Annotated in this window: 9 protein-coding genes; all 9 read right to left on the minus strand. The window is 39.7% G+C overall.

Annotation, left to right across the window (positions count from 1 at the left end; translation table 11 throughout):
- Positions 1 to 167: 167 nt before the first annotated feature.
- Positions 168 to 2,768: a bifunctional acetaldehyde-CoA/alcohol dehydrogenase gene (gene adhE, locus KQI58_RS01860; protein WP_216405985.1), complete on the minus strand. Its 2,601-nt coding sequence runs from the start codon at positions 2,766 to 2,768 to the stop codon at positions 168 to 170.
- Between the two features lie 267 nt (positions 2,769 to 3,035).
- Positions 3,036 to 6,629, minus strand: a complete 3,594-nt coding sequence (locus KQI58_RS01865) for an MSCRAMM family protein (RefSeq protein ID WP_216405987.1) — start codon at positions 6,627 to 6,629, stop codon at positions 3,036 to 3,038.
- 337 nt (positions 6,630 to 6,966) lie between these two features.
- Positions 6,967 to 8,577, minus strand: a complete 1,611-nt coding sequence (locus tag KQI58_RS01870; protein WP_216405989.1) for an LPXTG cell wall anchor domain-containing protein — start codon at positions 8,575 to 8,577, stop codon at positions 6,967 to 6,969.
- 304 nt (positions 8,578 to 8,881) lie between these two features.
- A complete protein-coding gene (gene yajC, locus KQI58_RS01875; RefSeq protein WP_253295735.1) occupies positions 8,882 to 9,262 on the minus strand; it encodes a preprotein translocase subunit YajC in 381 nt (126 codons plus the stop codon).
- 86 nt (positions 9,263 to 9,348) lie between these two features.
- A complete protein-coding gene (gene tgt, locus KQI58_RS01880; protein ID WP_137664790.1) occupies positions 9,349 to 10,494 on the minus strand; it encodes a tRNA guanosine(34) transglycosylase Tgt in 1,146 nt (381 codons plus the stop codon).
- Positions 10,495 to 10,638: 144 nt separating this feature from the next.
- Positions 10,639 to 10,845, minus strand: coding sequence for a helix-turn-helix domain-containing protein (locus KQI58_RS01885; protein WP_216405991.1), 207 nt, complete (start codon positions 10,843 to 10,845; stop codon positions 10,639 to 10,641).
- A 10-nt stretch (positions 10,846 to 10,855) separates the two neighbouring features.
- Positions 10,856 to 11,317, minus strand: a complete 462-nt coding sequence (locus tag KQI58_RS01890) for a DUF2975 domain-containing protein (RefSeq protein ID WP_216405993.1) — start codon at positions 11,315 to 11,317, stop codon at positions 10,856 to 10,858.
- 164 nt (positions 11,318 to 11,481) lie between these two features.
- Entirely contained in the window at positions 11,482 to 14,124 is a 2,643-nt protein-coding gene (locus KQI58_RS01895) for a cation-translocating P-type ATPase (RefSeq protein WP_216405995.1), read from the minus strand.
- Between the two features lie 805 nt (positions 14,125 to 14,929).
- Positions 14,930 to 15,961: a tRNA preQ1(34) S-adenosylmethionine ribosyltransferase-isomerase QueA gene (gene queA / locus KQI58_RS01900; protein ID WP_216405997.1), complete on the minus strand. Its 1,032-nt coding sequence runs from the start codon at positions 15,959 to 15,961 to the stop codon at positions 14,930 to 14,932.
- Positions 15,962 to 15,966 lie beyond the last annotated feature (5 nt).

Consider the following 15,966-nt stretch of genomic DNA (forward strand, 5'->3'; position numbering starts at 1 on the left):
ATAACAATCAAAGAGGACCATTTTTGCATAAAATAATTGAATTTTTTAAACAAAAAGAACTATTGTTATCTCCTTCAAATTTTTCAAGAATACTTTGGAATAGATTGCTAAAAAATAAAAAGCCATTTGAAATCAGATTATCTGATTTCAAATGACTTTCAAACTTTTTACGCTTTGTAATCGTAAGCTGTTACGATGATTTCTTTCAATTCGCTAATCAATGGTTCTTTTGGATTAGCTGTTGTACATTGGTCTTCATAAGCCAATTCAGCCATACGATCAACTGTTGTGTTCAATGTTTCTTGAGTCACGCCTTGCGCCTTCAAGTTCATGTCGATACCACAAGTTGCTCCTAAGTTGTAAACTGCTTCGATCAATGCTTCTACTAACTCTGCTGTCGTATTGCCTTTAAGTCCTAAGAACTTAGCGATATCAGCATAGTCTGCATCGGCACGGAAGTAGTCATATTTAGGGAACATCGCATGTTTTTGCGGATCCTTCGCATTGTAACGGATGATATGAGGCAATAGAATTGCGTTCGTACGTCCGTGAGGAATGCCGTATTCTCCACCGATCTTATGAGCGATTGAGTGACAAATTCCCAAGAATGCATTGGCAAATGCCATACCAGCCATAGCTGATGCGTTATGCATTTTTTCACGTGCTTCTGGATCAGCCGTTTTAACAGATTTTTCAAGATTTTCAAAGACGATCTTGATTGCTTGTAAGCTCAATCCACGAGTGTAGTCAGATGCCATAACAGATACATAAGACTCGATCGCATGTGTCAATACGTCCATACCAGTATCCGCTGTTACTGAAGCAGGTACCGTCATAACGAATTGAGGGTCAACGATTGCTACGTCTGGTGTCAACGCGTAATCTGCTAATGGGTATTTCACGTGTGTTTCACTATCTGTGATAACGGCAAATGGTGTTACTTCAGAACCTGTACCAGAAGTTGTTGGGATACATACAAACTGAGTCTTTTCAGGTTTGCCGATATTGTACGTACGTTTACGGATATCCAAGAATTTTTGTTTCGCGCCGAAGAATGAAGTGTCTGGGTGTTCAAAGAACATCCACATACCTTTCGCCGCATCCATTGCAGAACCACCACCAAGAGCGATAACTGTATCAGGTTGGAACTCGTTGAACATTTCTAAACCTTTGTAAACAGTATTTGTTGAAGGGTTAGGCTCAACATCAGAGAATACTTCGATTTTCACGTCATTTGTACGACGACCTAGAACTTCGCGAACGATGTCTGCATAGCCAAATTGAACCATTCCTGGGTCACAAACTAACATCACACGTTCCACATTTTCCATTTGAGTCAAGTACAATAGAGAGTTCTTTTCAAAGTAAATTTTTGATGGTAATTTAAACCATTGCATATTATTTCTCCGTTTCGCTATAGTTTTAACATTGATTAAGTTAATAGCAGATACGTTCTTAGATACAGAGTTCTTACCGTATGAACCACAACCAAGTGTCAATGATGGAATCATTTCGTTGTAGATATCACCGATACCGCCTTCTGCAGATGGTGAATTTACTAAGATACGGCAAGCTTTCATACGCAAACCAAATTTCACTTGTAAATCTTCGTCTTCAGTATGGATTACTGCTGTATGTCCTAATCCACCTAATTCAAGCATGCCTTGGCAAAGATCGAAACCATGTTGGTGATCATTTGCTTTGATCATTGCTAAAACTGGAGAAAGTTTTTCACGTGATAATGGGTAATCAGCACCCACGCCGTCTAATTCTGCGATCAGAATCTTCGTGCCTGCAGGAACTTTGATTCCAGCACGTTGCGCGATATCTTCAGCTGAATGACCAACGATTGCAGGGTTAACCGCATATTTGCCTTCGTTCATTACAGCGTCTTCTAATCTCTTCAATTCCGCTTTTTTCACAACGTATACTTGATGTGCTTGGAATTCAGCTTTTACTTCTTCGTAAACTTCTTTGTCAACGATAACTGCTTGTTCAGAAGCACAGATCATACCGTTATCAAATGATTTTGAAACGATTAAATCGTTTACTGCGCGTTTGATTTTCGCTGTTTTTTCGATATATGAAGGTACGTTACCAGCACCAACACCTAAAGCTGGTTTACCAGTAGAGTATGCTGATTTAACCATGCCAGGTCCGCCAGTTGCAAGAACGATTGCTACGCCTGGGTGGTTCATTAACATTGATGTTGCGTCGATCGATGGCTTTTCGATCCATTGGATACAGTTTTCAGGAGCGCCCGCCGCGATTGCAGCATCACGAACGATACGTGCAGCTTCAGCAGAACATTTTTGAGCACTTGGATGGAATGCAAATACGATTGGATTCCCTGTTTTCAATGCGATCATTGATTTGAAGATCGTTGTAGAAGTTGGGTTAGTTGTAGGTGTAACACCACAAACAACGCCGACTGGTCCAGCAACTTCAATCAATCCTTTTTGTTTATCTTCGCCGATTACGCCAACTGTTTTATCATGTTTGATGCTGTTCCAGATATACTCTGATGCGTACATGTTTTTGATTGCTTTATCTTCGACAATCCCACGACCAGTTTCTTCAACCGCCATTTTTGCCAACATCATATGTTTGTCTAGTGCAGCCATTGCCATTTCGTGAACGATATGGTCAACTTTTTCTTGATCGAAATCTTCCATTTCTTTCAAAGCAACATTTGCTTTTGCCGCTAATTCATCAATCACTTGCTCAACGCTGATTGCGTCTTTTTCCTTTTCAATCGCTTTAGCCATGTGTATCCTCCTAAAAATTTTTGTGTTACTTTTCACATACACATCATACAACACCGCCAAACGTTTGTAAATACTTTTTGTGATTTTTTTCACACCATATTTTATTCTTAACAAATGCCATAATATCAATATTGTTTGAACATTTGATTTTATGGTATTTTGAACTTATAAAACCGCTATCAAAGAACTTTTTTCACAATTATGATTTCTTGAACGAAAAAAAGAAAGCTGTCTGGAGAAAACACAGCTTTCTTCTATAGTAACATTCTACCTTTTCTTAAGATATAACCATAATCCACCTAGAACACTCCAACCTAATATTGCTAAAACAACGTTCTCCCACATGTTCAACTTAGGGTATTGTTTACTTGTTGAAGCAGACGATGTTTGAGCGGTAGGAGTGGATTTTTTTTGCTCAGTCGGCATCGCTGTAGGTGTTACCTTTTTATCCGGAACAAGTTCTACGGTATTTTCTTTGGTCAAATCAACTAATTTATTTTCCTTCGTTATTGTAAATTTTAACGGCTCACTATCTAATTTGTAGCCTGTCGGAGCTTTTATTTCTACTAGCGAATACTCACCTGCTGGCAATGAATCGATGTGGATCAAGCCATTTTCATCCGTGATCAGTTTTCTTCCTAGATCAACTGAAGCATTCAAGGCATCCTTCAGTTCAAACTCGGCGCCCTGCAGCTTTTTCTTGGTTACTGAATCGATTTTGGTCAATGTAATACCCGTTTGGATCTTAGGATCTCGATTGGTTACTATGTTCCTCTCTTCATGACTTTCCTCATGAATCGAAACCTTCATCGGTTCATCCTCTATCTGATAACCTTCAGGCGGATCAGCTTCTACTGCATAATAATCACCAAAGGGAAGTCCATCAACTCTAACAACACCATCTTCATCCGTTTTAATTATCTCATCTTCTTTGACTCGTTGATTTTCTGAATCAAATACGTGGAAAACAGCATTTGCTAACGGTTCATTGGTTTCGTTATCCACCTTTCTAATACAAAAACCTCCTGTTGGCGGCTCTTCATTATAAACGTTGATAAACATATTCACAGTATTCTCTTGACCATCATCATCCACATACGTGATTTGGCTTTCTAGCTGATCATCCTTCTTACTGATCGTGATAGCTGCTGTTACTGTCTTCGGGTCGTAGTTCATCCCATTCTCATCGCCAGCTTTTTCTTTGATCGTGTAAGTGTAGGTCCCTACCTCGTCAAATGGCAATGGTGAAAAAGTGATGGCTGTTCCATTATTAGTTTTAGTTTCCAATAACTGCCCAGACGAATCATACAGTTCAAAATCGAACTCCTCATCTTTTAGTTCGCGACCCATCAATGATTTGTGTGCTTCTAACGAGACCTCGATTGGTTCAATCTCACTAAAGGTATTGATGAATTCATTTGCGCTATTCTCCTGACCGTCATCATCGGTATAAGTAACAGTGCTTTCTAGTTTATTCTCTGCTTCACTTATCACGATCGTCGCTGTGACTGTCTTTTGGTCGTAATTCATGCCATTTTCAGTACCAACTTTTTCTTTGATCGTGTAGGTGTGAGTACCTACCTTGTCAAATGGCAGTGACGCAAAGGTAATACTCGATCCGTTATTCGTTTTGGTTTCTAGCAACTGGCCAGTTGAATCATACAGTTCAAAATCAAATTCTTCATCTTTTAGTTCGCGACCTATCAGTTCTTTCTTGGCCTCTAGTGAAACCTTAATTGCCTTCGGTTTTTCTTTATTATTTTCGACTAAGAAATGGAGTGTATTTTGGCTTTCATCATCTACAGTAAACGTGTTTCCAGGGTTAAATTCACCGCTTTCCCCGTTGCGATGACTATAGGTTGGGTGGTAACCATTGGCAGTTATTTCTTCTAAGGTATATCGCTCACCTGGACTAAGAATGTTTTTCCAGTCATCAATTTTTGTTTCTTCTTCAAAAGTGGGTGAAGTATAAAAGTCAATGAGATACTCTTTATCTTTTTGATCAACGACTGTTTTTCCATAGGCCACAGGATTATCTTGGTTCTTCAATTGGAAAGTAAAAGTAACTGGAGCCGTCAACTCAGCTGTTCCTGTGATTTTCTTTTTGGCTTGCAGATTAATTGTTGATCGATTCAGTATCAGAAATTGAGTCGCCTTGTTTATTTGGGCATTGTAATCGTACTGATCCCCTTCGCCTGTCCCACCGGTGATCATTGATGAATACTCTGGACTGCCAACTTCTTTGATCAAATAGCTATGACCATCTACCATAACGGAGCCCCAGCCATTTGCGCCTTCATTTCCGCTGATCTTTTCAGTATAATTCCCATTTGCATCCTTTTGTTTATAGAAATCAATTTTTATTCTTTTACCTTTTTGGCTTATTTTTTCACTCGTTATACCATAGGCAATGGCGGTTTCTGGATTTTCTTTTTCTACAATCTCAAATTCGAAATGGCGTGGTTCAATTAATTCACCCGTACCTTCAACCTCTTTTTCGGCCTGAATAAAATCGCTAGCTACACCACCACCGATTCTTTGAAATTCCGTTTCCCATTCATCCTCTTCTAAACCATCATCGCCCCAGATAAACTGCGCCTTATTTGCGTAGGTTCCATTTCCATACCCCTCACCTACTAATACATCCGCAGTAAAACTTAAGCCATAAGCAACGATTCCTCCGCCCCCTGGACTTTCATTCGGATCGCAATAAATGTTTTGTAAGTCAGATTTTTGCATATCATTAAGAGTATCATCAGAAGCAATGGCGTTTGCGATCGCTCCTGTGTGAACGTCATTATACTCTGCGTGATCCCCCGGTAAATCTCCAAAAGCCACTAGGACTGTATCCCGATTTTCACTGTCGGTGTAAACTCCATAAGCACGCTGATTATTCGTAGCTGGGGAATTTCTCACGCGATTCATAAATGTTTCATAACTCTCGCCGTCCTCAGGGTAAATCCGTTCAAACTCAGATTGAACTTGTAAGTTATTCGTATTCTTCACGAGCCGAGTTCCCATTTTACCTGAGGTAGTGATTGTTTGAACTGGAACAGTCACATAAAGTGAGTCCTCTTGAAACTTCATGCCAGGATCTAACTTATCGATTAACAGACTGTTCTCACGAGGGACTATCTTTGTTTCAGTCCCTGCCGCCTTATTAGCAGAGTAGGTATTAATCAACTCTTGAAGCCCTTGATAATTTACGATAAAGGACCAATTGATGCTGTTTTCACCGAAATTCTGTTTTCCATCTTTACGAAACGGCAGACTTTCTTCTGGGTATTCTTCATCATCACCGCCTGGATTTTCACCGCCGCCCGGATCGATGATATATAGTTTTGGAATATTCGTAGAACCGTTCCCACCACCGTCAATTTCTGTTCCAGCCTTTAACGCTTTTACATCTACTGTCAACCAGCCATCTCTTAATACTGTTTGACTTGCCCCTTCTTCGTTAATCGTCACAATGAAATTATTGCCTTCCAATTTAAACGTACCTAGACTGTTTTCACCATAAGGATTTTCTAAATCGTACGGACCCTCGTCACTATAACCGCCAAAATACTCAGGATCGGGTAAAGAAACGGTAAAACTGTCTCCAGCTTCGACTTGGGACATATTCGCTTCACTGACTTCCCAAGAATACTCCAGATGGATCGTATCACTGATATTTATCTTATTGTCTTCTGTGACTTCCGATCCATTATCCTTTTTCATTTTTAATCCAGTAATATCTACCAAATGAGTAATATCCTTTGCTGCTGTTGAACTGACCGGCCGAACCGTTCCTAAAGTGACAATATACGAGCTGACTAGTAAAAGAAGCATCAACAAATGTACAGTCTTTGTTTTTCTCATCTCTTTCCCCTCCATTATTCTTCCGCAATAACAATAAATCATTCAATTGTATTCAACCTTACAATTGCACCACTAAAAAATAACTATAAATAATTTCTTGAACCAAATATAAAATTCTTTATATTCATTTTCTCAAATTTTTCGTCTATTTTGAGGCTATTTTCAAATAATATTTTTCAAATTTTTAACGTCTTATTAATAATTTGGATTTTTACAAATTACTTCTTGTTTTCTAGTTGAACGTTTTCCCTAACCTATTTATCGCTTTTTAGACAAGAATTCCTCATTTTTTTGCAAAAATAAAAAGACTAACCAGCATTTCACTGATTAGCCTTGTTTATCTACCTATCTTTTTTCTTCCAACTATCCAAAGTACACCCAGTATGCCAAAGCCTACGATCATTACTAATTGATTTGTTGATTCTCCCGTCCGTGGATATTGTTTTTTTGAATCAGAGCTAGGTTTGCTCGCTTGCTGGCTGCTAGATTCTTCACGGGTTTCTGACGATTGAGGAAATTCTTTTTTTACTGGAACTGTCTCCCCTTCCTTCGCATTCTCTTTTGTTAATACGACTAATTTATCCTCTTTAGTAAAAGTAAATTTTAATGGGTCACTATCAAGTACATATCCTTCTGGTGCTTTTATTTCTACTAATGAATACTCGCCCTCCGGTAAGGAACTGATATGAAGCAAGCCATTTTCATCAGTGATTAACTTCCTGCGAAGATACATTTTTTCCCCTGCCGCATTTTTCAATTCAAATTCAGCCCCCTGAAGTTTCTCTCCCGTCGCCGAATCAGTTTTCGTCAAGTTGATTCCTTTCTCTTCTTTCGTTTCTTTATCAGAACTGCTCGCCAATGCAGGTGTTGTCGTTTCTTTTGTTAAGATATTGCTCGCTACTTGCTTTTTAACGTCTCTTCCAATAGAGGTTGTGTCTTCTATCTTTTTCATTTGAGGAACGGTTATCGTTGGAATATCAAAAATTTTGGTTGGCAATTGTTCTTTTGCTGCCGGTTGCTTCAGAATTCGAAAACGAACGGTTTGATTTTTCCCAGCATGATAATCATATTGATTTCCCTCACCAACACCTCCAGTAATCACAGCAACGTATTCAGGATCAGGAACCTCATGAATCAAATAACTATGTCCATCCTTTAACAGTGTTCGCCAGTCTGTATCACTTTCAATTTTATCCTTGAAGGTGCCATCTGCTGTTTTCATTTTATAAAAATCAATCATCACTGACTCGCCCTGCTGATCCAGCATTCTCTCTGTCACTCCGTAGGCAATGGGGTTTCTTCTATCTGATTGATCTACGATAACATACTCAAAATTTCTAGAAATCGCTATATTTCCTGCTCCTACAACTTTCATTTCAGCTTGAAGCAAATCAACAGTTGTAAGATGCGACTCAACAATCTCAAGCTTAGGTATATTCAACGAGCCATTGCCTCCCGCATCAATCTCACTCCCTGTCTTTACAGCTTTTATCCTGATTGTTAGTTGAAGATTATTCAACACTTTTTGCTTTGCGCCCGCCTCATTGATGGTCACTGTCAAATAATTTCCTGTTAGCGAAGCTTGACCAAATATTTCTCCTGTTACCGAATCCTTCAATGATAGCGCTGAAAGATTATCCTGAACACGAAAATAAGTATCATCCGGCAAGGAAAATATAAATGTATCTCCTGCTTCAATTTGATTCATCCATTCTTGGTTGATCTTCAATGAATAGATTATGACAATCGAATCGTTTACCCGAATCGGATTGTCTGTTGATTTCTCAGCACCATTGTTGTCTAATACTTTCGAACCAATAATGCTTACCTTCTCTGTAATATCGCTTGCCGCTGTTGAAGCTATTGGTAATGCTGAACCCACCGTCATTATATAAGAGCCCAAAAGTAAAAACAGAACAAACAGCGAAAATTTGCTTCCTTTCCTCATTCTTTCCCCCTCCAATACACACAATTTCTCAAACAAACTTGCTTGAAAATAAAAGCTTCTCTTAATCTCCTTATTATTCTATTCAAAACACTACTTTTACTTATTTTCTCAAAATATATGCGCAAACTGGGACTTTTTCTAAAACTTATTTTTCTTATTTTTTACTTATAATAAGCAATCTGGTTTTTTCAGTTAGCGACTGGCTTACTGATTGCCAGAAGAGCGAATGCTAGAAAAATTGAACACAAAAAAGGCGCGTATAACTACGCACCTAATTAGAGCTTATTGAAGCAAGAAACAAATCTTACTTTTCTTCTGTGTTCTCTTCCGTTTTGTCCTCTGGTGTTTCTTCAACAACTGGTTCTGTTGGTTCAGCTGTTTCTGGTTCAACTGCGGCTGGTTCAACCGGGGTCGCAGCAGGGCGTACGCCAGATTTAACCGTTCTGATTGACGCGCGATCGAAAATTAAGTAAATTCCTTCACAGTCTAACGTAACTGTTTTGTCGTTATTATTAATTTCAGAGATTACGCCATGTAATCCGCCGATCGTTACGACGCTATCGCCAACTTTCATTGCATCTAATAAATTTTGACGTTCTTGTTGTTGTTTCTTTTGAGAACGATTCATAAAGAAGAACATTCCCAGCATCAACACAAGTAAGATAATCATTGAAAAGTTTCCCATTTTTAAATTTCCCCTCGCATTCTTAGTAAATCCACTTTTAACTGTAACAAAGTTTTCAAGGTTACACTAGCTTTTTTATTCAGACTTTAGAAACTTTTTGCGTTTTGCTTGTTAAAGCCGTACTCTTCAAAAAAGGCTTGGCGGAATTCTAATAGATTATCATCCATAATCGCTTGACGAACTTGCTTCATCAGATTGATCAAGAAATATAAATTATGGTAAGACGTCAAACGGATTCCAAAGGTTTCATCGCAGTGAATCAAATGGCGAATATAGGCACGGGTATAATTACGACAAGTATAGCAATCACATTTTTCATCCAATGGACGGAAATCGTGCGCAAACTTCGCATTCTTAACAACTAATCGTCCAGCTGAAGTCATACAGGTACCATTACGGGCAATTCGCGTTGGCAACACACAGTCAAACATATCGACACCGCGAATCACACCATCGATCAATGAATCCGCAGCTCCTACGCCCATCAAGTAACGTGGTTTGTTTTCTGGAATCAATGGGGTTGTAAATTCTAAGACGCGATTCATTTCTTCCTTTGGTTCACCGACTGAAAGTCCGCCGATTGAATAGCCAGGGAAGTCCATGCTGACAAGATCCTTGGCACTTTGACGACGCAGGTCTTCAAAGCCAGCACCTTGAATGATTCCGAATAGCCCTTGAGTCGCTGGATTGGCGTGGGCTTTTAAGCCGCGCTCCGCCCAGCGTGAAGTCCGTTCCACTGATTTTTTGACATAATCATAGCTTTCATCAAAGGGAGGGCATTCATCGAAGCTCATCATGATGTCGGAGCCTAATTTGTTCTGAATATCAATGGCCTTTTCTGGTGATAAGAACATTTTTGAGCCGTTCAAATGATTCTTGAAATGGACACCTTCTTCAACGATGTTTCGCATATCCGCTAATGAGAAAACTTGGAAGCCGCCAGAATCAGTTAAGATCGGCTGATCCCAATTCATAAATTTGTGCAAGCCGCCTGCTTCCGCAACTAAATCTTCTCCAGGACGTAACCAAAGATGATAGGTATTGCTCAAGATAATACCAGCCCCCATCTCCTTTAATTCTTCCGGTGACATCGTTTTTACGGTAGCCAAAGTCCCTACTGGCATAAACATTGGCGTCGGGAACGTTCCATGAGGCGTGATAATCTCACCGAGGCGAGCTCCTGTATGTTTTTCTTTCTTTATTAAGCGATAAGAAATGGCAGGTTCTGTCATTTAATTTCCTACTTTCTTCTATATGTATAAGTCTGCAACTTGTATCATAATACTGGTTTTAAACCGCTTTTGCAACTTTCTATCTGGAGCTTAAGATAGATTAAAACAACGAATCCAGCTTAACCACCAAAGGCTCTATTTATTTTAATCTTCTTGATATTTTATAATATCACCAGGTTGGCACTCCAGAACTTCGCAGATCTTGTCTAACGTTGAAAACCGGATCGCCTTTGCTCGGTTGTTTTTTAGGATTGATATATTGGCGAGTGTAATTCCTACCTTTTCTGAAAGTTCGCTCACACTCATTTTCCGCTGTGCCAAAACAACATCTAAATCAATGATAATCGCCATCTGTTTCCCCCTAAATGGTTAACTCACTGTCACTCTTCAACTCAGTGGCACTTTTAAATAATTCCTCGACAATTTGAGAAAAGACAAACGCCGTGAACGGAATCGAAACAAACGCCAAACCGATTACCAATACACCAGGAGCATCTTGCCGATCAGCAACTCGATAGAAAAACGGTAAAATTCCCAAAAACACAATACTAATCAAAAGAATCAGCTTCTTAATTTTCGAAACAACCTTCAACGTCTTGTCAGAAAAAGCCTCCGCACCCTTAATAAAATTCAAAATTCGATTCAATAAAAACAACACACGAAATCCTAACAAAACGGAGCCAAAAACCGCAATGAGAAAGATGCTGTTAACCACGTCTTTTTTCTCCGAGTAAAATTGGAAAGTAAAAATCACTGTGACAAAGAGAACTAAGAATGAAATAATAACTAACGCCAGTTTAAGCAAATTGACCTTGAGTTTCATCAAAACACCTCACTAAATTTGATACCCATAGATTAGCATTCGAAAAATTGATATTCAATATTTTTTTATTGATAAACGATATATTTAACTATTTTTATAAATTAGAACCGATTATTTTCAGTCCAGACAAAAACGCTAAGCTGATTTCAACTTAGCGTTTCTTCTTAAATATTCTCTGGATCGACTTCTGGTGCTTTGTGGAACTTAATCAACTCCGTCACAATAATCGGAACCAATGAAAGCAGAATCGCGATGATCCAATGATTCATGCTAATCGGAACCAAGTAGAACAGCTCCTGAGTTTGCGGAATCAAAGCAATTGCCGTGGTAATTCCTAGTGCCAACCAAGCCATTTGCGCTAATGATTTATTCGTAGCTAAATCGACTTTGAAAATCGACTTGCTGCTGCGAACATTAAATACATGTAGTATTGATGAGTAAGCTAAAACCAAGAATGCCACAGTTTGACCAACTTCTAAACTAGGCGGAGTAAAGTAGCTAATATGTTCGACAAAAGCCCCGATATAAAAACCGATCAATGTCACTACAGTAAAGACTGCTGCATTCAAGCCAATTTTCTTCCAAAGCCCACGGGCAAATATTCCCTCATCACGAGGAATTGGTTTTTCATCCATAATCCCCGCTTCTGCCGGTTCTCTACCTAATGCAAAACCTGGCAGACCATCAGCAACTACGTTTACGAATAGTAATTGAACGGCTGTAAAAGGCGCTCCCCAACCTAGCAGCATAGCAATAACCACAATGAAAATCTCTGAAATATTACAGCTTAACAAGAAATTGATCGCTTTGCGAATCCCTTGATAAACAGAACGGCCGCGGGCAACTGCATCAACGATCGTCGCAAAGTTATCATCAGTCAAAACCATATCGGCTGCGCCTTTGGCCACATCTGTTCCTGTGATCCCCATCGCACAGCCGACATCGCTGGCTTTCAACGCCGGCGCGTCATTGACACCATCACCAGTCATTGCCACGACAGCACCTGACCGTTGCCAAGATTTAACAATTCGAATTTTATCCTCCGGTGTTACTCGAGCATAGACAGATAGATCCTTGACACGATCGTCTAGCTCTTCATCAGTCATTTTTTGCAGCTGAGCACCTGAAATCGCCTCTTTTCGGCTCTTCATGATTCCTAGTTCTTTTGCGATTGCTCCAGCAGTCACGACATGATCCCCTGTGATCATGACCGTTTTGATGCCCGCCTTTTTGGCGCGTGCAATAGCTGCTTTTGATTCTGGGCGAGGTGGATCGATCATCCCGATCAGCCCCATCAAACGTAAATTTTTCTCTAAAGCTTCTGAAGTAATTTCTTTCGGTTCTTCTTCATGGATCGCATAGCCTACCGCAATAACCCGCAGGGCTTTTTTCCCAAAGCGGTCATTGACAATCGCCGCTTGATCCACATCACCATAATGAAATTTTGGATATAAAACGTCGAAAGCGCCTTTTGTAATGGAGATAAATTTCTTCCCGCGCTTATGTACAGTCGTCATCATCTTTCGATCTGAGTCAAATGGTATTTCTCCAATTCGCGGATATTTTTCTTCCAGTTCAGCTTTCGTATGATAATTTTCTTCCACGGCGCGAACGATCGCCGCTTCCGTTGGGTTTCCTTTGATTTCTAATTCATTGTCATCATTTTCTACAATGACATCGGTACACAAGGCTGCGATGCTCAGAACCTCCATCGCTTCTTCCGTCATGCCTTCTTCTGTATCTACTACAGAATCACCATGAGTCCAAACACGACGAACCCGCATTTTATTTTGCGTCAAAGTCCCAGTCTTATCTGAACAAATGACGTTTGCCGATCCAAGCGTTTCTACTGCTGGCAAGCGTCGAATAATCGCATTTTTCTGCGCCATCTTCTGTACGCCAAATGCCAAGGTTAAGGTCACAATAACGGTCAAGGTTTCTGGAACAGCGGCAACTGCTAATGAAATTGCCGTGATAAACATGTCCAGCATTGGTTCTCCTTGCATCTGACCAATGAAAAACACAAAAGCCGCAGCTGCCAAAGCGATCAAACTAATGCGTTTGCCTAATTGATTTAATCGTTTTTGCAGAGGTGTTTTTTGAGTTTCATCACTATTTAAAAGGCCAGCGATTTTCCCCATCTCAGTTTTCATACCCGTCGCCGTAACAATAGCCTTTCCGCGACCATTTACTACTGTCGATCCTTTGTAAAGCATATTCAAACGATCTCCTAATGAATCGTCCTCTTCGCCCTGATACTCTGGATCCTTCATTACTGGTTCACTTTCCCCAGTCAATGCCGACTCTTCCACTCGTAATTGCGAAGCTTCTGCGATTCGCGCGTCCGCCGTGATCATCGATCCTGACTCAAGCAGTAATGTATCACCCGGTACTAGGTCTTCTGCATCCACCTCTTCCTGCTTGCCATTTCGTATAACAGTAGCGGTTTGTTTATTCATATCTTGTAAGGCTGATAATGCTTTTTCCGCATTGCCTTCTTGGACGATTGCTAAAACTGAATTGATCACAACGATCGCAATAATTAGAAAACTCTCGAAATAATCGCCATGGTCTGTAGCTATCGCAGTGTATAAAGATATCACCGCGGCCACCAATAATATAATCGTCGTAAAATCAGTCAAACTATGGAAAAATTTTTTTACCAACGATTCTTTAGGCGCTTCATCAAACTTATTTTTTCCGTTATTTTTTACTTTCTCTTGGACTTTTTCATCTGTCAGTCCATCATTCAAACTAGCATCATATTCGCTAACCACAGCATCCACTGTCTCTTTGTAGGGTTCCATCCTATTCCTCCTTTTGTTATAAAAAACCTGTCTATATTATTACTATAACACAGAAAAGTACGTGAACTCAAAGCATACACCTTGTCTTTTCGTCAAAAAGTAACAAATATAGATATCTAAAATAACCAGGTGTAATCGCTTCCATATTCTGATAACTTGTGCTATATTATAGATACAAGGAAGGAGGAACTTAAATCATTCGAAGGATTTCTCGATAGGTAAGTAGAAAAAAGTAAACAATAAAATTGTTAGTAATACAAGATTCACCGAAAAGTTGTCAAAATGTATGTGTGAAGTATTTCTTTTATAAATAGTGAATGCGTATCAGAGGTTGAGTAGTACATCAAACACACAAGTAAAAAGATACGTAATTAAGATAAAGTTTCTTAAAACTGAATAAAAGTGAAAACGTAGTAAAAACAAATATTTATGTTTATAGTCAAGAAATTCATGTAATACTTTACATGTATCAATAAAGTAATATAAAATTCGAATGATTTAATCCTTCCGAAATTCTAAGAGCCAGGCTTATCGAGAGCCTGGCTTTTTTTGGCGAGTTCGACTTTTAGCAGGTTGCTTAGTTAGAGAGAAGTCTGCTTGATTAAGAGATATAAAGTACGAGATGTATAGTCGATTCGTATGCGTGGCGGGAATAAAACTCATTTTTCATTGGTCTAGAAAAATGAATTGTTTACTTCGAGATAGCTGTCAGTTTTTCTTCCTCCTTCAGCTTCTAAGGACCTGTTTTCAACGACAAAAAGGCACTAAACACTTGCCTGCATCTAGCGCCTTACTTTTTTTTCGATTATTTTACGAACATCGCGTCGCCAAAACTGAAGAAGCGATAACGTTCCTCTATGGCATGATGATAAGCAGCCAACGTTTTTTCACGTCCGGCAAATGCACTTACCAACATCACTAATGTTGATTTTGGCAAATGAAAATTGGTCGAAAAGGCTTGAACAATTTTGAATTCATAGCCAGGGGTGATGAAAATATCGGTCCAACCGCTGTCAGCTTTGATCTCACCAGCAAATTTCGTTCCGATCGTTTCTAAGGTACGAATTGACGTTGTCCCTACTGCTACGATTTTTCCGCCATTTTCACGAACGTCATTCAATTGGGCAGCAGCCTCTTCTGTTAAGCGATAAAACTCACTATGCATTTGATGCTCAGCGATATTTTCAACACTTACTGGTCGGAATGTGCCTAGTCCTACGTGCAAGGTCAAATAAACCAGATTCACACCTTTTGCAGCGATCTTTTCTAATAATTCCGGCGTGAAGTGCAGACCAGCTGTTGGTGCTGCCGCAGAGCCATTTTCCTTTGCGTACACGGTTTGGTAACGTTCTGGATCTTCTAAGCGTTCTTTGATATATGGTGGCAGTGGCATTTCACCAAGAGATTCCAAGTTTTCTAAAAAGATACCTTCATAGGAAAACTCCACAATCCGCCCGCCATGTTCTAATTCTTCTTTCACTTCTGCACTTAAGCGGCCATCCCCAAAGACGATCCGAGTGCCGACTTTTGCACGACGCGCTGGCTTGATCAACGTTTCCCATTCATCCCCTTGGGTATTATTCAGCAACAATACCTCCAAGTGCCCTCCAGTTTCAGGCTTTTCGCCATATAAACGAGCAGGTAATACCCGTGTGTCATTCATCACTAAGGCATCTCCTGGGCTCAATTCTTCAATAATTTCATCAAAATGCTTATCCTCGATTTGGCCAGATTCTCGATCTAGCACTAATAAACGCGAACTGTCACGTTTTTCTAGAGGGGTCTGGGCAATTAGTTCTTCAGGTAAATCAAAATCAAAATCTTCTGTGGTTAACATAGCTT

It is taken from the genome of Enterococcus raffinosus (genome assembly GCF_018917525.1).
Lineage (GTDB): Bacteria > Bacillota > Bacilli > Lactobacillales > Enterococcaceae > Enterococcus_A > Enterococcus_A raffinosus_A.

Coding starts and splice junctions, on each gene's coding strand:
- KQI58_RS01895 (WP_216405995.1), bottom strand. CDS start 14,124: ATGGAACCCTACAAAGAGACAGTGGATGCTGTGGTTAGCGAATATGAT.
- adhE (WP_216405985.1), bottom strand. CDS start 2,768: ATGGCTAAAGCGATTGAAAAGGAAAAAGACGCAATCAGCGTTGAGCAA.
- yajC (WP_253295735.1), bottom strand. CDS start 9,262: ATGGGAAACTTTTCAATGATTATCTTACTTGTGTTGATGCTGGGAATG.
- KQI58_RS01885 (WP_216405991.1), bottom strand. CDS start 10,845: ATGGCGATTATCATTGATTTAGATGTTGTTTTGGCACAGCGGAAAATG.
- tgt (WP_137664790.1), bottom strand. CDS start 10,494: ATGACAGAACCTGCCATTTCTTATCGCTTAATAAAGAAAGAAAAACAT.
- KQI58_RS01865 (WP_216405987.1), bottom strand. CDS start 6,629: ATGAGAAAAACAAAGACTGTACATTTGTTGATGCTTCTTTTACTAGTC.
- queA (WP_216405997.1), bottom strand. CDS start 15,961: ATGTTAACCACAGAAGATTTTGATTTTGATTTACCTGAAGAACTAATT.
- KQI58_RS01870 (WP_216405989.1), bottom strand. CDS start 8,577: ATGAGGAAAGGAAGCAAATTTTCGCTGTTTGTTCTGTTTTTACTTTTG.
- KQI58_RS01890 (WP_216405993.1), bottom strand. CDS start 11,317: ATGAAACTCAAGGTCAATTTGCTTAAACTGGCGTTAGTTATTATTTCA.